Annotated in this window: 15 protein-coding genes; 13 read left to right on the plus strand and 2 right to left on the minus strand. The window is 59.1% G+C overall.

What is annotated here, in order from left to right; translation table 11 throughout:
* Positions 1-170: 170 nt before the first annotated feature.
* The 3 genes from KB449_RS33505 (at position 171) to KB449_RS33515 (ending at position 1,701) form a co-directional block, all read left to right on the plus strand.
* A complete protein-coding gene (locus KB449_RS33505; RefSeq protein ID WP_282912497.1) occupies positions 171-554 on the plus strand; it encodes a RidA family protein in 384 nt (127 codons plus the stop codon).
* Between the two features lie 239 nt (positions 555-793).
* Entirely contained in the window at positions 794-1,159 is a 366-nt protein-coding gene (locus tag KB449_RS33510) for an ArsR/SmtB family transcription factor (protein WP_282912498.1), read from the plus strand.
* A 26-nt stretch (positions 1,160-1,185) separates the two neighbouring features.
* Entirely contained in the window at positions 1,186-1,701 is a 516-nt protein-coding gene (locus KB449_RS33515) for an SRPBCC domain-containing protein (RefSeq protein WP_282912499.1), read from the plus strand.
* Positions 1,702-1,804: 103 nt separating this feature from the next.
* On the opposite strand, the gene KB449_RS33520 is transcribed toward KB449_RS33515, so the two are convergent.
* Positions 1,805-2,722 carry an aldo/keto reductase gene (locus KB449_RS33520; protein WP_282912500.1) on the minus strand — a complete coding sequence of 306 codons (918 nt, stop codon included), beginning with the start codon at positions 2,720-2,722 and terminating at the stop codon, positions 1,805-1,807.
* Between the two features lie 465 nt (positions 2,723-3,187).
* Between KB449_RS33520 and KB449_RS33525 the strand changes: the two genes are divergently transcribed.
* From KB449_RS33525 to KB449_RS33570, 10 genes are all read left to right on the plus strand, one after another.
* On the plus strand, positions 3,188-7,339 hold the full coding sequence (locus KB449_RS33525; protein ID WP_282912501.1) for a stalk domain-containing protein: 4,152 nt from the start codon (positions 3,188-3,190) through the stop codon (positions 7,337-7,339).
* Positions 7,340-7,487: 148 nt separating this feature from the next.
* Complete coding sequence (locus tag KB449_RS33530) at positions 7,488-11,468, plus strand: stalk domain-containing protein (protein ID WP_282912502.1); 3,981 nt, start codon at positions 7,488-7,490, stop codon at positions 11,466-11,468.
* 216 nt (positions 11,469-11,684) lie between these two features.
* The gene (locus KB449_RS33535) at positions 11,685-12,572 is read left to right on the plus strand and encodes a carbohydrate ABC transporter permease (RefSeq protein WP_282912503.1); all 888 of its coding nucleotides are present in this window, start codon (positions 11,685-11,687) and stop codon (positions 12,570-12,572) included.
* A 61-nt stretch (positions 12,573-12,633) separates the two neighbouring features.
* A complete protein-coding gene (locus KB449_RS33540; protein WP_282912504.1) occupies positions 12,634-14,229 on the plus strand; it encodes an ABC transporter substrate-binding protein in 1,596 nt (531 codons plus the stop codon).
* Between the two features lie 74 nt (positions 14,230-14,303).
* Positions 14,304-15,224: an ABC transporter permease gene (locus KB449_RS33545; RefSeq protein ID WP_282912505.1), complete on the plus strand. Its 921-nt coding sequence runs from the start codon at positions 14,304-14,306 to the stop codon at positions 15,222-15,224.
* A 48-nt stretch (positions 15,225-15,272) separates the two neighbouring features.
* Positions 15,273-16,391: an o-succinylbenzoate synthase gene (gene menC, locus KB449_RS33550; protein WP_282912506.1), complete on the plus strand. Its 1,119-nt coding sequence runs from the start codon at positions 15,273-15,275 to the stop codon at positions 16,389-16,391.
* A gap of 25 nt (positions 16,392-16,416) precedes the next feature.
* Positions 16,417-17,370, plus strand: a complete 954-nt coding sequence (locus tag KB449_RS33555; RefSeq protein WP_282912507.1) for a carbon-nitrogen hydrolase family protein — start codon at positions 16,417-16,419, stop codon at positions 17,368-17,370.
* Between the two features lie 47 nt (positions 17,371-17,417).
* On the plus strand, positions 17,418-18,251 hold the full coding sequence (locus tag KB449_RS33560) for a GNAT family N-acetyltransferase (RefSeq protein ID WP_282912508.1): 834 nt from the start codon (positions 17,418-17,420) through the stop codon (positions 18,249-18,251).
* Between the two features lie 8 nt (positions 18,252-18,259).
* Complete coding sequence (locus KB449_RS33565; RefSeq protein ID WP_282912509.1) at positions 18,260-19,459, plus strand: amidohydrolase; 1,200 nt, start codon at positions 18,260-18,262, stop codon at positions 19,457-19,459.
* Positions 19,460-19,581: 122 nt separating this feature from the next.
* Positions 19,582-21,834, plus strand: coding sequence for a helix-turn-helix domain-containing protein (locus KB449_RS33570; RefSeq protein WP_282912510.1), 2,253 nt, complete (start codon positions 19,582-19,584; stop codon positions 21,832-21,834).
* A 207-nt stretch (positions 21,835-22,041) separates the two neighbouring features.
* Here the strand turns inward: KB449_RS33570 and KB449_RS33575 are convergent, their stop codons facing one another.
* Positions 22,042-25,056, minus strand: a complete 3,015-nt coding sequence (locus KB449_RS33575; protein WP_282912511.1) for a glycoside hydrolase family 2 TIM barrel-domain containing protein — start codon at positions 25,054-25,056, stop codon at positions 22,042-22,044.
* Between the last annotated feature and the right edge of the window lie 272 nt (positions 25,057-25,328).

Below are 25,328 nucleotides of genomic sequence, written 5' to 3' on the forward strand. Positions count from 1 at the left end.
GGGGGAGCGATCCCTCGTTTCTTTTTTTGACACAAGGAATCGAGGGCGGTCAGGTTGCGCGAAGCGCGCCGGGCATATAGGATGGAATAGAATGCGCCGCTTCCCGAGCGGAACGTCCGCAGGCAGTCGAAGGCGCTCACTTCACGAGGTATCGAGGAGGCATTTCACTAATGAACCAAGCTGTATCCACCGCCCAAGCGCCGGCCGCAATCGGGCCTTATTCCCAAGCCGTGCTCGCAGGAGGCTTCCTGTTCGCGTCAGGCCAGATCCCGCTTGATCCGGCTACAGGCGCGATCGTCGAAGGCGGCATCGAAGCGCAGACGCATCGCGTGCTGCAGAACCTGAAGGCTGTCGTCGAAGAAGCCGGCCTCTCGCTCGAAGATGTCGTGAAGACGACGATCTTCCTGGACAGCATGGACGACTTCGCGAAGGTCAACGAGATCTACGCGAGCTACTTCGACGGGGGCGTGCTGCCTGCCCGCGCGACGGTCCAGGTGGGCAAGCTGCCTAAAAACGCGCTCGTAGAGATCGACTGCATCGCGCACCGCGGTTAAGAGGCAGGGGCATTGCTGTTGCCTCGGGCTTTGCTTGCATCAAGCCATGCCTGCACAAGCCCCTGTTCCGAATAAAACCGTACCAGCATGAAGCCGCCGCGAATGGCGGCTTTTATTATTTTTCAAATATTCCTTTACAGGAATATTCCTTGTGGTGTATATTTAACTCATCAGGAAGGTAACCTGAAGGCGAAGGAGATGGGACTCCCGGGAGATCACACGCTGAAGAGGTGAACGACATGTCGGGACATCGACCGGGCATGGACATGGCGGCGCTCAGCGCGCTGGCCGAACCGAACCGCATGCATATCGTCGAGCTGCTGCGCGACGGCCCCCTCACCGTAGGGGAGATCGCCGACCGGCTGGGCATGCGGCAGCCCCAAGCCTCCAAGCATCTGAAGGTGCTGGGGGAGGCGGGGATCGTAGAAGCGAAGGCTGACGCCAACCGGCGGATTTACAAGCTGCGGCCCGAACCGTTCCGAGCGATGGATACGTGGCTGGGCACCTTCCGCCGCATGATGGAAGAGCGGTACGACAAGCTGGACGATTACTTGCGGGAATTGCAGGACAAGGAACGAACCGAACGAACGGAAGAACCCAAATAACGAATTAAAACGAGGAGGAATTTACAATGTCTAGCAATGCGATGGTTTCGAGAGTAGAAGGAGATCGGGTGCTGGTGCTGGAGCGCGTGTTCGACGCGCCGCGCGAGCTCGTGTTCAAAATGTTCAAGGAAGCCGAGCATCTGAAGCACTGGTGGGGACCGCGCGGCTGGGAGATCCCGGTTTGCAACGTCGACTTCCGTCCGGGCGGCGTGTGGCACTATTGCATGAAGTGCGAAGATCCGAGCCAGGGCCAGTTTTACGGCATGGAGTCGTGGGGGAAGGCCGTTTACAAGGAGATCGTCGAAGGCGAAAAGATCGTGTACGTCGACTACTTCTCGGATGCCGAAGGGAACGTCAATGCGGAAATGCCGTCGACCGAGGTCACGCTGGAATTCGTCGACGAGGCCGGCAAGACGAAGCTGGTCAATCGCGGCGAATACGCGTCCGCGGAAGCGCTCAAGACCGTCATGGACATGGGCATGCTGCAGGGCATCACCGAGACGTGGGACCGTCTCGAGGAGCGTCTGAACGCACTCAAGTAAAACCGATTACGGCCGCCGGCTCAAGAGCCTGGCGGCCGTTTCTTTTTGCGCGTGCTGAAAAAGCCCCGATCCATCAGGACCGGGGCCGTACGCAAGGCTGCGCTTAGGGCAGAATATTGCCTGCAGCGCGGTAAATCTCGTACCACTCTTCGCGCGTCAGGTGAACATCGCTCGCCTTGACGCAGTCGCGAATGCGCTCGATGTTCATCGTGCCGGTGACCGGCTGCATGCGCGCCGGGTGGCGAAGCAGCCAGGCGATCGCGATCGTCGTGTTGCTGACCTCGTATTTCTTCGCGATCTCGTCGATCTGCGCGTTCAGCTCCGGGAACTCTTCGTTGTCCAGGAACACGCCCTTGAAAAACCCGTATTGGAACGGCGACCAAGGCTGAACCGTGATGTCGTTCAGGCGGCAATAGTCCAGGATGCTGCCGTCGCGATCGATCGCGGACTCGTTTTCCATGTTCACGTTGACGCCGTTCGAGATCATGTTGGCGTTCGTGATGCTCAGCTGCAGCTGGTTCGCTACGATCGGCTGCTTGACGTATTTTTTCAGCAGCTCGATCTGCATGGGCTTCTGGTTGGACACGCCGAAGTGGCGGACTTTGCCGGAACTCTCAAGCTTATCGAACGCTTCGGCGACTTCCTCGGGCTCGACCAGCGCGTCGGGGCGATGGAGCAGCAGAATGTCCAGGTAGTCGGTCTTCAGGCGCTTCAGAATGCCGTCGACCGAGGTCAGGATATGATCCTTGGAAAAGTCGAACGAACCTTTGCGGATGCCGCATTTGGACTGCAGGACGATCTTCTCCCGGATGTCGTCGTTCATATGAATGGCGTCGGCGAAAATCTCCTCGCAGGCGCCTCCGCCATAGATGTCGGCATGATCGAAAAAGTTCGCGCCCGCCTCGAGCGACGCTTGAACGAAGCGCTCGGCCTCCGCCTTTTCCAGCGAATTGATGCGCATGCAGCCGACCGCGACTACGGGTACCTCGAGCGAGCTTGTCCCCAATTGAATCGTTCTCACTTCGAATGCCTCCTGCCCATGGTAAGTATCGTTTACGGCACTATCATAACGCTTTCGCGTCCGTTCGCCAAGCAAACGCGCGTTTATTTATTCATAGTTAATAAATGGTTATCCGCATGTGCTTGAGAAATGTAAGCGCAAATGCCCTGCCTGGAGCCCTTGCTCCGGCACGGCATTTTCTCCTTTTTACAAAAAGTGCAGGGCCGAGCCAATCCGTTGAGTGGCATTTCGCAAAAAAGTGTAAGGCGATTACCGAATTGTAAAGTATACACGCAAATTTACATTATCTACGATAGGAATCAGGAACCGTGCCAAGATCCCGATGGTTCCCGGTATGTACGGCGTTGCTTAATCTGCTGTTTGCGGCGATGGATGGGAGGCGAGAGGAACCGAAAACAGGTGATTGCCGGACTTGCTGCAATGTCTGTAACGAGTTGATCCGCTCATAAAGAAAGGGTGAAAGTAATGATCGGTGCGTTAACCGGGATAAACAGAAAATGGATCGCCGTCGCGCTAGGTTTTGCCATGCTGGGCCAGATCTTATTCGGATGGGCTCCGCAGAAGGCTGGGGCGGCGGAAGCGGCAGACGAATCTGCGGTCGCGGTTCGCTTAATAGACAGCCAGGGCCATCCGCTCGCGGGCGCAAGCGTCGATTATTACGACGCGGGATGGAAAACGTTCGGAACGACGGACGCTTCGGGAACGGCGAGCAAAGCGCTGCCGGATAAATCGTACACGTTCCACGTCAATTATGAAGGAACCCGGTTGGATATCGCGCAGGACACCGGCGTCGATCCGGTCGTCGTCTTTCAAACCGTGAACGTGAAGCTGCAGTTGAAGGATAGCCAGGGCAACCCGCTGAGCGGGGGCGTGGCGTCCTACTATGCGACAGGCTGGAAAACGTTCGGGGACGTGACCGACGGCGAAGTCAGCAAGGAGCTGCTGCCGGGCAACTATACGTTCCATGTCGATTACGAAGGCACCCGTTTGGATATCGCGCAGGATACGGGCGTCAATCCGGTCGTCGACTTCAAGACCGTGAACGTGAAGCTGCAGCTGAAGGATAGCCAGGGGAACCCGCTGAGCGGGGGCGTGGCGTCCTACTATGCGACAGGCTGGAAAACGTTCGGGGATGTGACCGGCGGCGAAGTCGGCAAAGAGCTGCTGCCGGGCAATTATACGTTCCATGTCGATTACGAAGGGACCCGGATGGATAAAGCGCAGGACACGGGCGTGGATCCGGTCGTCGTCTTCCGGACGGTCAATGCCAAGGTGCGGTTGACGAACCAGACGGGGTATCCGCTGAGCGGCGGCGCCGTGTCCTATTATGCGACCGGCTGGCGGACCTTCGGCACGACCGCAAACGGCGAGGCGAGCAAGCAGCTGCTGCCCGGTTCGTATACTTTCGCGATGAATTACGGCGGAAAGACGACCGAAAAGGTAGGCGATCTGTCGGCGGATCCGACTGTCGCGTTCCAGGTGAGCACGCCATCGAGCGTGGTCGTCGCGCCTAAGCAATCGCATATGTACGATCCGATTCCTCAGCCGCCGAACGAGCGTCCGCGGGTGCTGGTCAACAAGAATACCCTTCCGGCGCTGAAGGCGAGAGTGACCGATGCGGCCTTCGACGACGTCTGGGCGAGCATCAACACGAAGGCGCAAAGAAACGTGGACGGCAATCTGCCGCCCAGAACTGGAACCGCTTTCACCAACGTAGACCCGAGAATGATGGAGGTCATGAAGGCCAACGCCGTGCGCTATCTGATCTACGGAGACGAAGCGGCCGGTCAAAAAGCGGTCCGGATTGCCGTGAATATGGCGAAAACGGTGGAATATATCACGGATCGCAGCAATTCGACCACCGTGTTCAATGTGGCCAGGGATATCGGCAGCCTCATTTTCTTCGAGTCGATCGCCTACGACTGGACCTACGATCTGATGAACGAAGAGCAGCGGACGACGATCCAAGCAGCGCTCGGCCATTGGGTGAAGACGGGGCTGGAGTACCCTTATCCGATGGATGAGCGGCAAAAGGTGATCATTGCCGGCCACGCCAACGGCGAGGTTCACCATTCGTTCAAGCTCGCCATGGGGATCGCGCTTTATGACACGAATCCCGAATACTACAATGACATCGCCGACTACCTCTTGAACATCGCCTTGCCCGGGTTCAACGTGCTGCTGGACGGGGAGATGCCGTTCGAAGGCCCAGCCTACGGAGACAACCGGATGAAGACGATCATGATGGGCAATCAGCTGTGGAAGGCCATCGGCATCGAGCCGCTCACGGAGAAGGTCGGGCTCGCGCTCGACAGGCTGGTGTACATCCGCAGGCCGGACGGCAACATCATGACGGAGGGCGATGATTTTAATACCGCGTACGAACAGCCGTGGAAGCGGTTTTTGCAAGGCAACATCACGACGATGATCGCAGGCAGCGTATACAACAATCCGAGGGCGCAGTATGAGTTTCTGAAGCAGAATACGTACCTGGACGAACTGTATTATCTACTGTTCTTCAATCCGGACGCGCCGTCCCAGTCGGTATACGACACGCCGCTGTCCAGATACTTCCCCGCCCCGTACGGCTCCATCGTCGCCAGAACGGGATGGGATGAAGGGCGGGACTCCAATGCGGTCGTCGCTGTCATGAATATCGGGGAGAGGACCCAGTCCAATCATCAGCATGTCGACCCGGGCGCATTCTCTCTATACTACAAGGGCAATCTGGCGATCGATTCCGGGATGTATTCGGGCGTAGATCCCGTTACCGGCGCGGAGATGGAATACAACAGCGTGCACGATCTGGACTACCATAAGGAAACCACCGCGCACAATGTCGTGCAGATCGGCGACGCCACCGATCTTTTCTTCGACCGGTATCCCAAGTCGGTCGAGCAGTGGAACACCGAGGCCGCCTACCAACGGGGCAAGATCATCTCCCACGCCATCGGAGACGACGAGACGTACCCCGATTACTCGTACATCAAGGGCGAGCTCAGCGCGGCCTACAGCAAGACGAATACCGATCATTATACGAGAAGCATGGCCTTCCTGAACTTCAAGGATGACGAACATCCGGCCGCCATGCTCGTCTACGACAACATCGACACGCCGGATGCGGGCACCGCGAAAAAATGGCTGCTTCATACGATCGGCGAGCCGATCGTCGAGGGCGGCAGATACACGAGCGTCATGACCGAGCAGGGCTATAACGGCAAGCTGGTCACCGACACGCTGCTGCCGAAGAGCGATGCGCTGAAGGTCGATAAGATCGGCGGCCCCGGTCATGAGTTCGAGGTCAACGGCGTGAACAAGGCGATTAGGGCAGCTTCGCCGACCAGTCTAGCCGCCTTGGAAGCAGGTCAATGGAGACTCGAACTTTCCGATAAGACCCCTGTGAACCGCACGCAGTTTTTGAACGTGATGCAGGTGATGGACGCCGTGTACGGCCCTGCGCCGCAGGACGTCTATTATTCCGAGACGGACGATTATGCTGGCGCCAGAATTTACGATCGCGTCGTCTTTTTCGCCAAGGACTTCGACTTGACGGACGACGAGGCGACGATTGCCTTCACGGGCGAGGCGGACCAGCGTTATAAGATCTTGGTGACCGATCTCGCGGACGGCTATTGGACGGTCGCTAAGGAAGGCGAGACGGCAACGGTGAAGTACAAGGTGGTCAATGAAGGCAATACGCTCTACTTTGAGGGGACCCCGGGTACTTACACTTTGCACAAGGCCGATTCCAGCGCGCTTCCGCTCGCCGGCAAGGTCGCTTCGGAACCGTTGGAAAGAAAGATCCGCGTCAGAATCGACGGACAAGGACAACCGTTCGGCGCATCGTCCGAGCTGGCGGGCGGCGTCCCGATGATCCCGATGCAGGACACGCTTGAAGCCTTAGGCCTACAGGTGGAATGGAACGAGAGCGCCCAAACGGCGAAGGCGACCAAAGAGGGGCTGACCATCGAGCTTGCGGCGGGCAGCGCCACGGCGACGGTCAACGGCGAGAGCAAGCCGATGGAGGTGCCGGCTACAGTAGTCAACGGCCAGATGCGCATACCGCTCGGCTTTATTACGCAAAGCACGGGTTATAAAACGTCTTGGGATGCCGAAAGTCTGGTGGCCGAGATCTACACCCTGCCGCCGGTCGAGAAGCTTCCGTACGAGAGAAAGCCGCTGGCTCCCGTCACGCCGATCCCGATCGGGGATTTGAAGGAAGTCCAGTATCAGAGCTATACGGCAACTGTCAATCCGGATCTGGTGCCGAAGTTGTTCGACAACGTGCAGGCCAATGCATCGCGCTGGGCGGGCGATCTCGGAGCGAATGTCGTATTCGACTTCGGCTCGCAGATTCAGTTGGAGCGACTCGACGTGGCGGTGTATAACGGCCATACCCGGTCCAGCAGGCTGATGTTCTCCGTTTCGAACGACGGCGAAAATTGGACCAACGTGTACGGCGGAGACACCATAGGCGATACGAGCGACTTTATGCCGTTCAACTTTCCGTCCCTGAACGCCAGATATTTCAGGCTGGCCGTCTTCGGGTCGACGGACGGGACGACCAATCCGGAGTGGGTGTCGATCTCCGAGCTGAAGTTTTTCGTGAAAAAGTAGATTGGCCAAAGTATTCACGCAATATCATTCACGTAACCCATATCGCATCGCTTCGTGAAGCAGCGGCAGCCCAGACATTGATTTCCCGTCCGAGGCTGCCGCTGTTTTACGCGAACGACCATTACGGCCATAAGAGAGGATGAGGCGCATGATCGATTCGTTGACCGGGACCCCTAAAAGGTGGATCTCGACGCTTCTAGCTTGGGCTATGTTAGGCGGCCTCTTATTCGGATTCGCTCCGCAGAAGGCCGAAGCGGCGGTGTCGGACGTCACCGTTCAATTGACGGACAGCGACGGGGACCCGCTCGCGGGCGCGACCGTCAGTTATTACGACGCAGGCTGGCTGACGTTCGGCACGACCGACGCGGCGGGGACGGCCTCCAAGTCTTTGACGGATAAGTCGTATACCTTTCATATCGAATATGAAGGGACTTCCTTGGAAAAGGCGCAGGATACCGGCTTCGATCCGCTCGTCGCCTTCCGGACGGTGAACGTGCGCGCGCAGTTGAAGGACAGTCAAGGGAATCCGCTCAGCGACGGCGTCGTCTCTTATTATGGTGCGGGCGGGTGGAAAACCTTCGGCAACGTCATCGGCGGCGAAGTCGGCAAAGAGCTTCTGCCGGGCAATTATACGTTCCATATGGATTATGAAGGCACCAGCATGGATAAAGCGCAGCATACCGGCACGGATCCGGTCGTACTCTTCCAGACGGTGAACGCCCGTGTGCAGCTCAAGAACAGCCAAAATAATCCGTTAAACGGGGGCGTCGTATCCTATTACGCGACGGGCTGGCGCACGTTCGGCACGACCGCGAACGGCGAAGCGAGCAAGCAGCTGCTGCCCGGATCGTATACCTTCGCCATGAATTACGGCGGCACGACGACCCAGAAGGCAGGCGATCTCGCCGCTAACCCGATCGTGCTTTTCCAAGTGCAGACGCCTGGCGTCATCGCCCCTAAGCAAACCGGCCAGTACGATCCGATCCCGGTGCCGCCCGGCGATCGCCCGCGCGTGCTGGTCAACAGCCAGACGCTGCCGGCACTGAAGACGAAGCTGGCCCATCCGGCGTTCAACGCGGTATGGACGAGCATCAACGCCAAGGCGCAAATCCAAAAGACGGGCAACTTTCCGCCCAGAAGCAGCGCCGCAAACACCAATATCGATGCGAGTACGGTGGACGTCATGAAGGCGAATGCGCTCCGCTATCTGATCTACGACGATGCGGCCGCAGGTCAAAAAGCGGTTCAGATCGCCGTGAATATGGCCAACACGGTACAATTCAATCCGGACCGGAGCAATTCGACGACCGTTTTTAACGTGGCCAGAGAAATCGGAGACTTGATCTTCCTTGAATCGTTGGTCTACGACTGGTGCTATGCGCTTCTGAACGAATCGCAGAAATCGGCTATCCGCCAAGGGCTCGACACTTGGGTCAGGAACGGACTGGAGTACAACTATCCGCTGCCCGAGAATCAAAAGGTGATCCTTGCCGGACACGCGAACGGCGAGGTGCACCATCAATTCAAGCTTGCGATGGCGATCGCGCTCTACGATACGAATCCCGAGTACTACGCCGACATCGCGGACTATCTCTTAAACAAGACGATGCCGGGATTTAACGTCATGCTGGACGCGGAGATGCCGTTCGAAGGTCCCGCCTACGGGGACAACAGGCTGAAGTATATTATGCTGGGCAATGAGCTGTGGAAGGCGATCGGCGTCCATCCGCTCACGGACAAGGTGGGGCTCGCGCTCGACCGGGAAGTATACACCCTCCGACCGGACGGCTATATCATGACGGAAGGCGACGACTTCAATACCGCCCTCAAAACGCCATGGACGCGCATCGTTCACGGGAATATTACGAGCATGATCGCGGGCAGCGTCTACAACAATCCGAGAGCGCAGTATGAGTTTTTAAGGCAGAACAGGTACGAAAACGAGCTGTATTACCTTTTGTTCTACAATCCGAATGCCGCGTCGCAATCCGTGTACGACACGCCGCTGTCCAGATACTTCCCCGCGCCGTACGGCTCCATCGTGGCGAGAACGGGCTGGGACGAAGGGCAGGATTCCAAGGCGGTCGTCGCCGTTATGAACATCGGCGAGCGAACCCAGACCAACCATCAGCACGCCGATGCCGGCGCCTTCTCGATGTACTATAAAGGCTACCTGGCGGTCGACTCCGGCATTTATTCCGGCGTAAACCCGGTAACCGGCGCAGCGATGGAATACAACAGCGTACATGACCAGGAATATCACAAGCAGTCGATCGCGCACAACGTCGTGCAGATCGAAGATCCGACCGCGCAGGAGCAGGGACCTTATTCCCCTTCCAACCAGCTCTATCTGGATCGCGTTCCCAAGTCGCTCGAAGAGTGGAATACGGATCCGCGATACCAAAGAGGCACGATCCTCTCCCATGCCATCGGGGATGACGAGATGTATCCCGACTACTCTTACATCAAAGGGGAACTGAGCGAGGCTTACGGCCAATCGAGGACCGAGAACTACACGAGAAGCATGGCGTTCCTGAACTTCAAGGACGACGAGCATCCGGCCGCGATGATCGTGTACGACAATATCGACACGCCGAACGCGAACGCGGAGAAAAGATGGCTGCTTCATTCGGCTTTCGAGCCTGCGGTCGACGGCAATCGCTACACCAGCGAAGTGACGGAGCGGAGTTATAACGGCAAGCTGGTCACCGATACGCTGCTGCCCAAGATCGACGATCTGAACGTCGAGAAAATCGGCGGCCCGGGCTGCGTAAACGAAATCGACGGAAAATGCGAATTCGAGGTCGACGGCGTCAATAAGCCGATTAAGCCTGCCGATGTATCCAACATCGCCGTCGTCGACGCAGGCAAGTGGCGGCTCGAGGTTTCCAGCGAGACGGCTTCGAATCAAACGCGGTTTTTGAACGTGATGCAGGTGATGGATGCCGTGGACGGTCCCGCGCCGCAGGAGGTTTACTACTCCGAGACCGACGACTATGCGGGCGCCAGAATCCAGGATCGCGTCGTGTTTTTCGCCAAGGACTTCGATCTGACCGATCAACAAGCGACGATCGCCTTCACGGGCGAGGCGAACCGGACCTACAAGATTCTGGTGACCGACCTCAAGGGCGGATTCTGGACGGCCGTGAAGCAAGGCGAGACCGCTGCAGTGAAGTACCAAGCCGCACAGGAGGGCAACGCGATCTACTTCGAGGGCACGCCCGGCACCTACACGCTGCAAAAAGCGGATGCCAGCGCGCTTCCGCTCGCCGGCGAAGTGCCGTCGGAACCGGCGGGCAGAAAAATCCGCGTCCGGATCGACGCGCAGGGGCTGGATCTGGATGTCCCGCCCGTGTTGAACAACAACGTCGTCATGGTCCCGATGAAAAACGTGTACGAAGCGATGGGCATGACGGTGAGCTGGAACGCCGCCACCCAAACGGCGACGGCGACCAAAGGCGCGTCGACGATCCAGTTTACCGCGGGCAGCAGCATCGCGAAGGTAAACGGCGCGAACAAGACGATGGACGTGCCGGCGACGGGCGCCGATCATCAGATGCTGATTCCGCACACGTTCATTCCGCAGAGCGGCTTGCGATTCGCCGCAGCCTGGGATGCCGTCAATCAAGTCGTCGGCATCACCTGGACAGGGCCGGCCGCGAAGCTGCAATTCCAGGAGCAGGCGCTCGCTCCCGTGACCCCGATTCCGATCGCCGACTTGAAGGCCATCAAGTATAAGAGCTTCAGAGCCACGCAGACCGCGCAAAATGTGTGGAAGATGTTCGACGACATCCCGTCGGAGGCTTCGCGCTGGGCGGGCGACAAGGCTGCCCATGTGATCTTTGATTTTGGGAGCGCCACCCAGCTCGAGCGGTTGGACGCGACCATGTACAACTGGGGCCAGACGAGATCCAACAGGCTCATGTTCTCCGTCTCGCAGGACGGCGACACGTGGACGAACGTGTACGGCGGCGTGACCTCGCCAAGCACCGACGGCCATACGCATACATTCAATTTTCCGTCGGTGAGCGCCAGATACATCAGGGTCGCCGTATTCGAATCGCCGGACGCGACCGTGAACCCGGGTTTCGTATCGTTTTCCGAGCTGAAGTTCTACGTGGAAAAGTAGAAACGCCGAAAATGCCATGCCTGGAGCCCCTGCTCCGGCACGGCATTTTCTCTTTTTTATAAAAAGTGCAGGCTCAAGCAGATCCGTTGAGTGGCATTTCGCAAAAAAGTGTAAGGCTTTTACCGGTTTGTGAAGTATACAGCAGACTGCCAAGGCGGCTACGATAAGACTCAGGAACCGGTCATCCTGCCTAACGTCGCAAGCTGGAGGAGTTCGATGGCGCTTAAACCTGCTACTGAAAAATACGTCTTTAATATCGTCGGCTATGCGTGGGTATCCATCTTTGCGGCCTTGTGCCTCATCCCGTTTCTAATGATTGTCGTCGGCTCCTTTACGGAGGAATCCCACATCGTAAAGAACGGATACAGCCTTTTCCCGGACGCTTTGTCCTGGGACGCCTACCGATTCATCTTTAACAATCCGGCGCAGATCCTCTCCGCGTATCGGGTCACCATCCTGGTCACGGTCTTTGGCACGCTGCTTGGTTTGTTCATATCCGCGATGACGGCTTACGTGCTTCAACGCAAAGACTTCAAAAACCGGAACGTGTTCGCTTTCTACTTTTTCTTTACCACGTTGTTTTCCGGCGGCCTTGTCCCCTGGTATATCCTGGTCGTCAGGTATCTGGGACTGAAGGAATCGATGCTCGCGCTGCTGCTGCCGCCGCTTCTCAACGTGTTCTACATCATCATCCTGCGCAGCTTCATCAGCTCCACAGTTCCGGACGCGATCAGCGAATCCGCCAAGATGGACGGCGCAGGCGATTTCCGCATCTTCCTCTTCATCATCCTGCCGCTGGTCAAGCCGGCGCTTGCGACGATCGGATTGTTCATCGCGCTGAACTATTGGAACGACTGGTATCACGCCATGTTGTTCGTGAACAAGGAGCATTTATTTCCGCTTCAATATTTTCTATACAAAATATTAAGCAGCATCGCGTTCGCGAATTCCTCGGTCTCGCAAAGCGCGATCGCCGTCGAATCGCCGAAGGAATCGTTCAAGCTGGCCATGACGGTCATCGCGACAGGGCCTGTCGTGCTGCTCTATCCGTTCGTTCAGAAATACTTCATCCAAGGTCTCACGATCGGCGCCGTCAAAGGATGAACCCGGCGTATGCCGGTTTATCATATAGCCTTGTTAACCATCACTGGGGGAGGATTTATCGATGAAAAATGCAAGGGGACTCATGGCGATCGGATTGGCGGCTACCATGGTCATGGCAGGCTGTTCGTCCAATTCGACCAACTCGACCAACTCGTCCAAAGAACCGGCTTCGCCTAGCGCAAGCGCAGGGGCGACTACCAGCGCGGCGGCGAGCACAACCGCAGCGCCGGCGGAGAACAAGCCCGACACGTCCAAGGAAGTCAAGCTGAAGATGTACCTGATCGGCGACCCGCCGAAGGATCTCGGTCTCGTATACGACGAGATCAACAAAAAGATGAAGAACGATATCAACGCGACGATCGAACCGATCTTCCTTTCCTGGGGCGATTACGCCCAGAAGTATCCGCTCCTTTTCGCGACGGGAGAGGACTTCGACCTGGTATTAACCGCCGATTGGCTCAAATACGGCGCGCAAGCGGACAAGGGCGCGTACCTCGAGCTTACGCCGGAGATGCTCTCAACCTACATGCCGAAGACGATGGAGGAAATGCCGCAGGACGCCTGGGACCAGGTGAAGATCAAGAACAAGATCTTTATGGTGCCGGCTACCGTGAAGGAATTCTCGCATACGGTCGTCGGGGTCAGAGGGGATCTGCGGGAGAAGTACGGCATTGCGCCGCTCAAGACGATGGACGACTTCGAGAAATACCTCGACGCTGTCGCGAAGAACGAACCGGGTCTGGTGCCGTACGACGAAGGCGCGGCCGGCTATGCGCTGTTCGATCAGCTCCTATTTACCAAGTTTACGTCTAAATTCATCATCAGCAACTCGCTCGTCACCGTCGATCTCAAGGACCCCTCGGGCAAGCTGGTAGACATCGCGCAGACGCCGGAGTATCTGGCTTTCGCCCAGAAGATGGTCGACTGGAACAAGAAGGGCTACTGGTCCAAAAACGCGATGGTCAACAAGACGCAGATCAAAGACTCGTTCCTGGCCGGCAAGAGCGCTTCGATGTCCGGCAATATCGCGAATACGGCTCAAACGGTCGCAACAGCGCGCGAGACGCATCCGGAGTGGAAGACCGAGATGTACGATCTTTATAACGGCGCGGCAACTTATGTGAATCCTTACGTCGGCGGCGGCATGGCGGTCAACGCGAATTCGAAAAATCCGGAAAGAGCGCTGATGGCGCTCGAGCTGTTCCGGAACAACGAGGAATACTTCAACCTGACGACCTACGGGATCGCGGGCAAGCACTACGAGCTGACGGCCGACAGAAGAATTCAGGAGTTGGGCGGCGCAGAGTCCGGCTTCAAGACCGATTCGGCATCGCCATGGGGCTGGAGGACGCCGGCGATGGTCAAGCCGCCGGTCAACGAACCTAAAGAGGTGGCCGAGATTAGAGCGGCTTGGGAAAAAACGGCGGTATCGAATCCGCTCCTCAACTTCGTGTTCGATACGACGAACGTGAAGAACGAGCTTGCGGCGATCAAAAACGTAAGAGATCAATATATGGTCCCGCTCACGTTCGGCGACCTCAGCGATCCGGCATCGGCGATCGATACGCTGAATGCCAAGTTCAAGGAAGCGGGTTTGGACAAAGTGAAGGCAGAGGCGCAGAAGCAGATCGACGAGTTCTTGAAAAATAAACAGTAAGGCAGAGAAAAGACGAGAGAGACTGCGGTCGGCTGCCAGTCTCTCTCCTTTTCGGTTAACGGGAGGGGAATCGCATGCGTTCCAAAGGCTTACTGGGCGATCTGCTTCGCAATCGCTCGCTTTATTTAATGATTTTGCCGGCCTTCGTCTTTTTTCTCGTCTTCTGCTACGTGCCCATGGCGGGGATCATCGTCGCGTTCAAGTCTTATTCGTATACGGACGGCATCGCAGGCAGCCCGTGGGTCGGATTGGACAACTTTCAGTTTTTCTTCGAGTCGGGCAAGGCCTGGCTCGTCACGAAAAATACGGTCATGTACAACTTCATCTTCATGATCGTGAACAACGTGCTGGAATTGACGTTCGCGATCATCTTGTTCGAGCTGGCAGGCAAATACTTTAAAAGATTTCTGCAATCCGTCATCTTTTTGCCGTACTTTATCTCCTGGGTCGTAGCCGGCGCGATCGCCTACAACATGTTCAACTTCGAGTTCGGCGCGATTAACACGTTTTTGGAATCGATCGGGCTCTCGCCCGTGAACATTTATAATACGCCTGGTTATTGGCCGTATATCCTCGTGTACTTCAGCGCGTGGAAAACGGTCGGCTACGGGACCGTCGTCTACCTGGCCAGCATCTCCGGCATCGATACGGAAATGTACGAGGCTGCGAAGATCGACGGCGCCAGCCTCATGCAGCGGATTATCCATATCACGGTGCCCTCCGTGATGCCGACGATGATCATTCTGCTGCTGCTCAAAGTCAGCCAGATCGCCAGAGGCGACTTCGGCATGTTCTATCAGCTGATCGGCAGCAACGGACTTCTATACGACAAGACCGACGTCATCGATACGTTCTCCTTCCGGGCGCTCCTGGACCTGCAGGAATTCGGCATGGCGGCGGCAGTCGGCGTGTACCAATCCGTGCTGTGCTTCGCGATCATCCTCTTGACCAATGTCGCCGTGAAGAAGGTTAGAAACGAGAGCGCTTTGTTCTAAGCGGCGGCTTAACCGTCGCGAGCGCAGGATCAAAGGAGCAGGTCACCGATGAAAATCGAGCAAGTCACGTTAAGGCGGGTTCAAGTCCCGCTGCAAGCGCCGTTCGAGACCAGCTTCGGGCGGATGGACCGGAAGGATTGCGTCATCGTCAGCGTATATGGCGAGGGGGCGACGGGATACGGAGAAAGCGTCGCTTTCGCGGCGCCCTACTATAACGAAGAAACGACGGATACGGTCTGGCACATGCTCGAGCATTTTCTGGTCCCGGATTTGCTGAGCAAGGAAGTGAAGCGTCCTGAGGACGTATCGGCTTTGTTCGCGCCCGTCCGCCGCAACCATATGGCGATCGCGGCGATCGAGACAGCCTTATGGGATTTGCATGCGAAACAGAGCGGCATCACGCTGGCGCAGGCATTGGGAGGCGACAAGCGGGAGATCGAGGTGGGCGTCAGCATCGGGATCGAGCCTACGGTCGACCAGGTCGTCCGCAACGTGGAGCGGTATGTGGAGCAAGGCTACAAGCGCATCAAGGTGAAGATCAAGCCGGGATTCGATATCCGCTTGGTCGAAGCGATCCGCAAGCGGTTCGGCGACGAGCTGCCGCTCATGGCGGACGCGAACTCCGCTTATACGCTTGATGACCTGGCTGTTTTGAAGGAAATGGACAACTACAAGCTGATGATGATCGAGCAGCCGCTCGCGCACGACGACATCATCGAGCATGCCGCGCTGCAGCGGGAGCTGCGGACGCCCGTGTGTCTGGACGAGAGCATTCACACCCTGACGGACGCCCGTCATGCCATCGAGCTGGGCAGCTGCCGGATTATGAACATTAAAATCGGACGCGTGGGCGGGTTGACGAACGCCCGGCGCATCCACGATTTGTGCCAGGAGCGGGGCATGCCGGTTTGGTGCGGCGGGATGCTCGAGCTCGGCATCGGCCGTCTCCATAATATAGCGCTGTCCTCGTTGTCCAATTTCTCCATCCCGGGAGACGTATCGGCTTCGAAGCGATTCTGGGCGCAGGACATCGTCGTGCCGGGCATCGAGATGGTCCGGCCGGGCGTGATCGCCGTGCCTGCGGGAGCGGGAATCGGTCACGAGGTGTGCGAGCAGTCCCTGGAGCGATTGACAGTCAAGAAGCTGACTCGAAGCCGGGGCGCTTAAGCGCCGGAGGAAAGGGAGTGCCTGCATGTCCCGATACGTGAAAATAAGCTGTATGGCGCCGCCTAATAAAGAGGTGGATGCCGAGTTGGGGCTCGAAGAAACCGTCCTTCAAATGATAGCGAGATGGAAGGAGCGGCTGCAGCATGTGCTGCCCGAACGGCCGGATCTCATCGTATTGCCCGAGTGCTGCGACGATCCGGCCTTCGAAGGGATGCGCGCGGAATGGCTGTACGAGTACTACCGCTATCGGGGAAATCGCGTCCGCGACTTCTTCGCGGGGATCGCGAGCGCCAACCGGTGTTATATCGCCTACTCCGCCATGATCGAGCTGCCGGACGGCACCTTCCGCAACGCGACGCAGGTCATCGGCCGCGGCGGAGAGATTTGCGGCGTTTATCACAAAAATCATATTACGATCCGGCAGAAGTCGACTTCCGATACGCTATACGGGAAAGAAGCGCACGTGATTCAGACCGATTTTGGCCGCGTGGCTTGCCTGATCTGCTTCGATATCAACTTCGACGAATTGCTAGAGGCGTATGCGAGGCAGAAGCCCGACGTGATCGTGTTTTCTTCCGCGTACCACGGCGGCCTGATGCAGGCTTATCGGGCGTATACGTGCCGGGCGCACTTCGCGGGCGCGATCTGGCAGCCCGATCCATGCTCGATCGTGAACCCCGTCGGGGAAGTCGTCGGGGAGAGCACGCACTTCTATCCCTTTGTGACCCGAACGATCAACCTGGATTGCGCGGTCGTTCATTACGATTACAACAAGGCGAAGCTGGATGCGGTGAAACGAAAGTACGGCGACAAAGTTAGGATCAGCGATCCCGGACGACTCAATGCCTTCCTGATCTCGAGCGAGTCCGAGGCATTCACGATCCAGGACGTCGTGCGGGAGTTCGAGCTGGAGCTGTTGGACGATTATTGGGTCAGATGCCGGGCGGACCGCGGAATGCCGGGACATCTGGAGCCTTAATGACAGACGGTTGAGGGAAGCTGGAAGGGAAGGACGAGTGGAGAGAGATGGCGACGGTCGATGACGAAAGCATTCATTATCGGATCATTGCAAACGTAAGCGAGCTCCATGCATGCGTGAAGCTGCAGAAGCAGGTGTGGGGGCCCGACACGATCACCTCCATGCAGCAGATGCGCGCCGCGATCCTGCACGGGGGATCGGTCATCGGGGCGTTTTGCGGCGAGGCGCTCGTCGGATTTTGTTACAGCTTCATCGGTTATGACGGCAGGGAGCCCTATGTAGGCTCGCATATGATGGCGATTCAGCCTGAATACCGCGACCGGGGAATCGGCATGCGCCTCAAGCTGGAGCAGCGGCTGTGGGCGATGGAGGCCGGGTACGGCAAAATCGTGTGGACCTTCGATCCTTTCGAATCGCGGAACGGCTACCTGAATATCGTCAAACTGGGCGGCACGGTGTCCGCTTATATTCCCGAGTTCTATGGGACGGATGACGCCGGTTTCCCGACGGATCGCTTCGTCGTGACGTGGGACTTGTCCTCGGAGCGCGTCTTCCGCGCGATCGGGGGGCAGCAGGAGCGGGGTGATGAAACGTCGGGCTATCCGCGGCTGCTGACCGTCGAGGGTGCCGGCGGCCAGCTATCGGATGTGGGAGTCGTGCAGGCAGCGCGCAGGGATTTGATCGGGACGACAAGTCGCGTCAGGCTGCCTATCCCGCGTTTCGCATCCAAGCTCAGGCAGGCTCGACCGGATATCTATCAGATCTGGCAGCGGGGCGTGCGCGATTTGGCTATGGCCGCTTTTGCCCATGGTTATCAAATCGTGTCCTGTCATCCTTCCGAGCCCGAGACACTAGATTATATTCTTGAGATGAAGAGATGACAGAAGCGATGAAGGAACCTATGAAAGAAGCCATCGCGGCATGGCTTCACGCGCACCGGCAGGCGATGAAAGAAACCTATGCGGAACTGCATGCGATCCCGGAAGCGAGCTGGCGAGAGCATCGGACGACGCAGTACTTGCAGCAGGCATTGGACGGGATGGGCGTCGCGTACGAGCGCTTCCCTGCGCATACGGGGCTCGTCGCGCGTTGGAAGAGAAGCGCGAGCGGGGACGCTGCTCTTCGGGGGACAGGGCCCGTCGTTGCGCTGCGTACGGATATCGATGCGCTGTGGCAGCGGGTGGACGGGGTCGATCGGGCCAATCATTCCTGCGGGCACGATGCGCATATGACGATGGTGCTCTATGCCATAAAGGCGTTGCTGGCGGTCGGGTTCGAGCCCGCGCGCGAACTACGGGCGCTGTTCCAGCCCGCGGAGGAAGTCGGGGAAGGCGCACTCAAGCTGCTTGAGGCCGAATGCCTGGCGGATGTGGATTACTTGTTAGGCATCCATCTGCGTCCGGCGAAGGAGCTGGCTTACGGACAAGTATCGAGCGCCATTTATCACGGCGCGTGCGCCGTATTGGAAGGGAGCGTCGCCGGACTCCAGGCGCATGCTTCGAGACCGAACGACGGCATCAACGCGATCGAAGCGTTGGCCGATCTGATATCGGCCGTGCGCGCGGTATCGAATGCCTTTTCCGCCGTCCCCGCCTCTTGCAAAGTGACCAAACTTCGCGTGCCTAACGAGAGCAGCAATATCATCCCGGACTACGGCGCCTTTACGATCGACGTACGCGCCCAGACGAACGAAGCCATGGATGCCCTGCTTCTCGAGCTGGAGCGGGTCGTTCGTTCGGTCGGCGCGGATGGCGGCTGTCTGGTGGAGTTGCGTTTGAAGTCTCGCACGGCGGCGGCGCGTCCGGATCCGTATCTGGAGGCGCTGGTCGGAGCGGTCGTATCGGATCTTCTCGGAGACGAGGCGCATGCCGAGCCTCCAGTGTCGCCTGGCGGGGAGGATTTCCACTTTTACGCCCTGCACAAGCCTGAACTCCATGCCACGATGATCGGTCTCGGCTGCGATCTGCTGCCCGGGCTGCATCACCCCGGCATGCAATTCAATTTGGATGCCTTGGAGGTCGGGGCGGCGGTCTTGGCATTGTCCGCTGTACGGTTATGCGCCGGACGCGGAGAAGCAGCGGGCCGATGAACGCATCGTCGCTATACGATTTGCATTTGCATTACACTTTTTGCATATTCCCTTACTTGTCGCTGCGTTATTCATTATAATAATGAGCACATAACCGCCCGACGAAGGAGCCTGGACTTCCGATGAACCCCGCCGAGGCCCGCACCTCCGACAAGCTCTATGCCAAGATTTTTCTCTCGTTTTGCGTTTGCATCGTCCTCACCATCGGGGCCCTTTCCGCCGCGCTGTATACTAGCTTCGAGAAGATCGCGCTGTCGAACATCTACGCCTCGGAGAAGAGCAGCCTGTCCCAGACGAGCTACGGCGCCAAGTCGATGATCGACTACTCGACCAACTACGCGCTGCAGATTTATGCCGATCCCCAATTAGACAAGCTGCTTCATTATGCGTCCCCCGGCACCGTCTCGGAGACGAACATGGCGATCAATCGGCTGAACACGTACTTGAACGTCAACTATTCCTTTCATTCGATCTATATTTATAGCAAAAGCTCGAAGACGTTCTACACCGCCTCGATGTCCCCCGTCAGCGCGGTACAGGCATATCGGGACTTTTACGACGCGGACGCGCGAAGGCTGGTCGAGCGGTTCGGCGACTACAAGCGGCTCGCCCCGATTCCGCGAATCCTCCCCGTCTCGACGCCCTTCCACGACCCGAAGACGGCGAATGTCTATACGTTCGTCTTCTACGATCTCCCGGGCGCGTCGCGCGACATCGACAACATGGTTATGCTCAACGTGCCGGAGAGCTGGATGAAGGACGCGATCGCGAGCCTGGACCGCAATCAGAACGGATCCACGTTCGTCGTCGACGGCGAGGGAACGCTGGTGACCAGCACCGAGGCGTTTCCGTTTCTTGAGAACCTCAGCGCCAAGCCGTATGTCAAGGAAGCCTTGAGCGGCTCTGCGGCGCATGAGACCGGTTACTTCGTCGGCGACGTAGAAGGAGAGCGTTCGCTCGTCGTCTACTCCAGGCACGAGGCGACCGGCTGGATCTTCATGCGGGTACTTCCCTACGACACGATCATGGGCAAGATCGATTCGATGAAGAAAACGGTACTGATCGTGTGCTTCGTCATCCTGCTGCTGGGGCTGGCTGTATCCTTCTTCTTGTCCAGATCGCTATACAAACCCATCGAGAGGGTCTTGGTCCGGCTTAACGCGCTCATGAAGGAAAAGCGCAACAACGATTATCAGCTGAAGCAGAACTTTCTGCGCCAGCTGCTGCTTCATAGCGGGCATCGGTGGCAACCGAATCTGGAAGCGGAGATGGACGCCTTCGGCATCGGCATGGATCCCGCCGGCGATTATGTCGTCGTCCTGCTCGTGATCGACCGGTACGACGCGTTCGCCGGCCAGTATCCGTTCAACGACCGGGTGCTGCTTAAGTATGGGGTCATGAACATCGCCTCCGAATGCTTTGCCGGCATCGGTGGCGCCCGCGAATGCGCCGACGTGGACGAGAAGACGATCGCCGTGCTGGCGAGCGGCGGCGCGCTGACGGAGGCGTCGGTCCGCGACGTCGTCAAGCGCGTCCAGGACTCGGCCGAGCGGTACCTGCGCCTGTCGCTGTCCGCATCCGTCAGCCGGATTGGCGACGGTCTGGCGGGCGTGTCCGACTTGTACGAGGAGGCGCGCCTGCAGCTGGAATTCAAGTTTACGGAGGGCTACCGCTGCATCCTGCATGGCCGACAGCACAGGCCGCAGGCGACCGCGGCCTTCATCTACCCCGCGGCGCTCGAGCACAACATGCTGGAGACGCTAAAGCTGGGCAAGGCCGAGGAGGCCAAAAAATGGTTCGCCGACATCGTCCGCAGCGTCGATCCGCCCGTCTATATCGTATACAACATGCTGTTCAACCAGCTCGCCTTCTCGATCAGCGCGGCCGCGGCTTATATGGATAAAGGCTCCGGCGCGGCGGCCGACTACGACTTCGGCGCCTTCGTCCAGCGGATGCACCAGCTGGAGACGCTGCAGGACGTCCGCGACCACTTCGGCGTGCTGATCGACCAGCTGTGCCAGGGCTTCCGGGAAAAGAAAAACAATGCGAAGCACGATAATCTGGTCGCCGCGATCGACGAGATCGTCCGGCAGCAGTATGCGGACCGGGAGCTGTCGCTGTATAAGATCGCGGAGCTGCTCGATATGTCGCCTGCGTACCTGGGGCGCATTTTCAAGAAGCTCACGCTGAAGTCGGTTCCCGACTACGTAAACGAGTACCGCGTCGAGCGAGCGAAGGAGCTGCTCGCTTCCACGCCTTGCTCGATCGAGGAGATCTCGCAGAAGACCGGGTACAATAACAGCACTTATTTCTACAAGGTGTTCAAGAAATATACCGGGCTGACGCCGGCAGAGTATCGGCAGACGGGGAGTTGAGGGCGGGGAGTCGTCGCGGGCGGCCTACTGTAAGCGAGGGAGCCCGCGCGCATCGCGCAAAAGTGCGCGATAGGCGGCCCGAAAGCGGGTTTTGCAGCGTCAACCGCGCACATCTGCGTGATGCATCCCGGTGCGTAGGGATGGCAACAAAGAGCGCAGTAATCGTCCCCGGCGGTTCGAGAAGGGACAACAACTGCGCTATGATTACTATAAAAACGAATGAATGCCGCGCAGGCGCACCATGCCGAGAAGCTGCCCGACGGTCAATGCCGCTTCGGGCTCGAAGCGTTCGCCCAAAGCATAGTCCAGCAGCTCGCCGAACAAATAGGCGGATTCGGGCCGTTTGAAGTCGGCTGGCGTCCGCCAAGCCAGCGTGGACACGAGCAGGCGGCCATTGCCTACGCGCGCCTCGAAGACGGCGGCGAGGCGCTTGGCGCGGTTGAAGTTGTCTACGATCTCGAGGATCGGACGAATGCCCGGCGTCGCGTCCAGACAGATGGCCGGCGTGCCGTTCAGCAGGTGGTACCACTGCCAGTCGGATTTCCCGTCGTGCGGGAAGCCGCCGAGAGCCGGATGGTCCCGTACGATCGCTCCCATCGTGCCGCCCGCTTGCTCTGAGAACATGAGATAGTTCCAGAACACGGGCAGGTACTTGGTCATGACGGCGTCGTATAGCTCCGATTCGCCGGCGAGCAGCAGCACGCGGCCGCCGGCGACGAGATGCTGGAGCACGTTGGTCGTCAAGCGCTCGACGATCGCGAGGCGGACGCCGCGCCGGGCGGGGTAGACGCGCGGATCAAAGCGCGCATTGGGCTCGTGGATCGCGCCGTACAACACGGATATAAGGGAGGGTGCGCTGGTCCATATCGCCTCGGTATCGCCGTATGCGACCCGGGGAAACGCCCAGAACGACCAGGCATTGCGGATCTCGGCGGCGTCCGCCGCGGCGCCGAGGCCAGCCCACCGCGCCTCGAGCACAAGCTCGGCCGCTACCGAGTCCGCGCCGCAGCCGACCTGAACGACGCCGGCCTCGGCCACTTCCCCGGCGTTTAGGCCTGCCACGGTCAGTTCCCCTTCCGCAAGCGTCAGCCCGCCCGAGGACAATCGCCATGCTACGCGTCCTTCCAATACGGGCGCCTCGCCGTAATGGGAGACGGACAATCGGGCGGACATGCGCTCGCCTGCGAAAAGCGTACGCGTGGCGCAGGACATCAGCAGCACCGTCGGTCCGTTGAAATCCAGCACGCGCTCCGGCTCGATCGTTCCCTTGCTGTCCCAGAACGCGTCTAGCAGTCCGGTCGTCGCATGGCCTTGCCCGGGAAAGTCGCGAATGTCCAGCAGCTGCACGCCCGCCGCGTCCGGCGTACGCCTCGCCCGCTCCATCGCTTCCTTGAGCGCCCGGGCCTGATGGGTGCCGGTCGCTTCAATGAACGCAGGCACGCGCGACGCCAGTCCTTTGTCCGCCAACGTTTCCTCGATCGTCTCCAGCCAAGTCGGCCGCAAGACACCGGTATACTTGGCCTTTTCCTCTGGGCGCGCGTACATCGCGAACTGCGCATGCTCGTGCCCGATGACGGGCTTGGCGCTGAGCCTGGCGACGGCGGAAAAGTCGCGGTCGGTGGCGGGCATCGCGATCTCCTCGGTCTTGAGCGGCGCGTGCCAGTTGAACGACGGGATGAAGAAGTCGCCCTCGCGGTCCTGCTCCGGCAACTGACCGAAGCCGGTGTTGTCCGTGACGAGCCGCGTCGGATCGTGCTCTCGGGCGAGCCGGACTAGCTCGTTCAAGCGCGGATGTCCGTTGTCGGGGGCAAGCTCGTTGCCCATCGCGAACAGGACGAAGGACGGATGCGCGTTCAGTTGCGCATAGATGCGCCTAAGCTCGGCTTCGAGAAAGGCGTCAACGTCGGCGGGAGGCTCGGCCTCGCGCGGCTGATAGTGCGCCGACCAATGCGGCAGCTCGGCCTGTACGAGCATGCCCGCCTCGTCGGCGGCTTCCCAGAACGGCTCCGGGGCCGTCCAGCCGTGCAGCCGGACATGGTTAAAGCCGTACGACTTCGCGATGCGGAACTGGCGCTCGTAATGCGCTTTGTCCCAGACGGGATACCCGGTCAGGGGGAAGATGCAGCAGTCGACGTAGCCGCGCAGCCAGACGGGATGCCCGTTCAGCAGCAGCCGCTTGCCGTCGGCTGCGAGTCGCCGCAGGCCAGGGCGCCTTGCCGTCCGGTCCAGGGTATCGCCGTCCCGCACAAGAGCGAATTCGGCGTCGTACAGCTGTGGCCGGGCGTCGGTCCAGAGCGCGGGCACGTCGCCGACCGCGCAGATCAGCTCGGCGAGGAAGCCGGCCGCGGCGGAATCGCGCGATCCGCTCGCGCTGTCTCCCTCGCCCGGCACGGCGCTAGCCGCATCGGACGGAACGAGCGCAGCGGTCGCGCTGAACGTCCCGCCGTCCGGCGCGCGGAACGTCGCGACGACGGCGTCGCCCGCCGCGAGGGCCCCGCCTGCCGTCACGCGGCAGCGGAACAGACCCGCCGCGGGATCGGGAGCGATCGCGACCGCCGCGATCCGCGCGGGGGCGAGCCGCGCGAGCCGCACGCCGCCGGTGATGCCGCCCCAGGCCGTGGCCGTATGGCGCGTATGGATATGGCTGTCCGCAAGCGGCAGCCGCATCCGGTTGTCCACGCGGACGGCCAGCTCGTTGGCGCCTTCGCGGACAAGGCCTTCCAGCAGGTGCACATGAGGCGCGGACAGGCTGTCTTGCCTGCCTGCATACGCGCCGTTGACCCATACCTCCGTCGTCCAGCGCGCGCCTTCGATCGTGAGCTCCCAGGACGCCCCGGACAGGCCGTCCGCCGCGCCGCCAGGTTCGCCGACCGACCGGCCAGCTGCTTTCGCGCTGCCGTCCGCCGTTACGACAGACCCGCCGATCCCCTCCGCGCCGATCGTTTTCGCCGATCCGGCCTCCGCACGCTCCTCCCCGTCTCTTATAAGGAACGTCGTCCGATACCACGCCGCGCCTTCGTACTCGCGGACCTTGGTCCACGTATCGATCTGGCCGAACGGCGGTTCGTCCCCGTAACCCTGCTCCTCCCAGGAGCCGGGCACCTGGATCGTGCCTTCGCCGAAGGCGCCGTACGGCGGCGGCGCATCCGCGTACCGGTCGTCCGGATCGAGCAGGAACCGCCATTCTCCGTCCAGCCGCATCTGTCTGTCGTTCATCCGCATCGCCGCAACACTCCGTTCTACTAAGTAACTTTAAGTAACCTTCGCGCACCTGCATCGTTCCGAAGTCTGTGTCGTGGAGTCGACCGACTGGTTTAAAGCGCATATTTGCATCTCTTTTGAGCCGAGTCCGACCGGCCGTTCCGTATAGCTGCAGATGTGCAGTTCATCGATCCGGTACGCCCCCTGAATGGTATTCGGACTCGGATTAGCTGCATCTTTGCAGTTATCCGCGGAAAGAAGAGGCCGCCCGACACGAATACCTGCATAAATGC

The organism is Cohnella hashimotonis (genome assembly GCF_030014955.1).
Taxonomy (GTDB): Bacteria; Bacillota; Bacilli; order Paenibacillales; family Paenibacillaceae; genus Cohnella; species Cohnella hashimotonis.

What these genes read in the sequence shown, in the direction of transcription:
- KB449_RS33505 (WP_282912497.1), top strand. Translation starts at nt 171, where the DNA reads ATGAACCAAGCTGTATCCACCGCCCAAGCGCCGGCCGCAATCGGGCCT.
- KB449_RS33510 (WP_282912498.1), top strand. Translation starts at nt 794, where the DNA reads ATGTCGGGACATCGACCGGGCATGGACATGGCGGCGCTCAGCGCGCTG.
- KB449_RS33515 (WP_282912499.1), top strand. Translation starts at nt 1,186, where the DNA reads ATGTCTAGCAATGCGATGGTTTCGAGAGTAGAAGGAGATCGGGTGCTG.
- KB449_RS33525 (WP_282912501.1), top strand. Translation starts at nt 3,188, where the DNA reads ATGATCGGTGCGTTAACCGGGATAAACAGAAAATGGATCGCCGTCGCG.
- KB449_RS33530 (WP_282912502.1), top strand. Translation starts at nt 7,488, where the DNA reads ATGATCGATTCGTTGACCGGGACCCCTAAAAGGTGGATCTCGACGCTT.
- KB449_RS33535 (WP_282912503.1), top strand. Translation starts at nt 11,685, where the DNA reads ATGGCGCTTAAACCTGCTACTGAAAAATACGTCTTTAATATCGTCGGC.
- KB449_RS33540 (WP_282912504.1), top strand. Translation starts at nt 12,634, where the DNA reads ATGAAAAATGCAAGGGGACTCATGGCGATCGGATTGGCGGCTACCATG.
- KB449_RS33545 (WP_282912505.1), top strand. Translation starts at nt 14,304, where the DNA reads ATGCGTTCCAAAGGCTTACTGGGCGATCTGCTTCGCAATCGCTCGCTT.
- menC (WP_282912506.1), top strand. Translation starts at nt 15,273, where the DNA reads ATGAAAATCGAGCAAGTCACGTTAAGGCGGGTTCAAGTCCCGCTGCAA.
- KB449_RS33555 (WP_282912507.1), top strand. Translation starts at nt 16,417, where the DNA reads ATGTCCCGATACGTGAAAATAAGCTGTATGGCGCCGCCTAATAAAGAG.
- KB449_RS33560 (WP_282912508.1), top strand. Translation starts at nt 17,418, where the DNA reads ATGGCGACGGTCGATGACGAAAGCATTCATTATCGGATCATTGCAAAC.
- KB449_RS33565 (WP_282912509.1), top strand. Translation starts at nt 18,260, where the DNA reads ATGAAGGAACCTATGAAAGAAGCCATCGCGGCATGGCTTCACGCGCAC.
- KB449_RS33570 (WP_282912510.1), top strand. Translation starts at nt 19,582, where the DNA reads ATGAACCCCGCCGAGGCCCGCACCTCCGACAAGCTCTATGCCAAGATT.
- KB449_RS33575 (WP_282912511.1), bottom strand. Translation starts at nt 25,056, where the DNA reads ATGCGGATGAACGACAGACAGATGCGGCTGGACGGAGAATGGCGGTTC.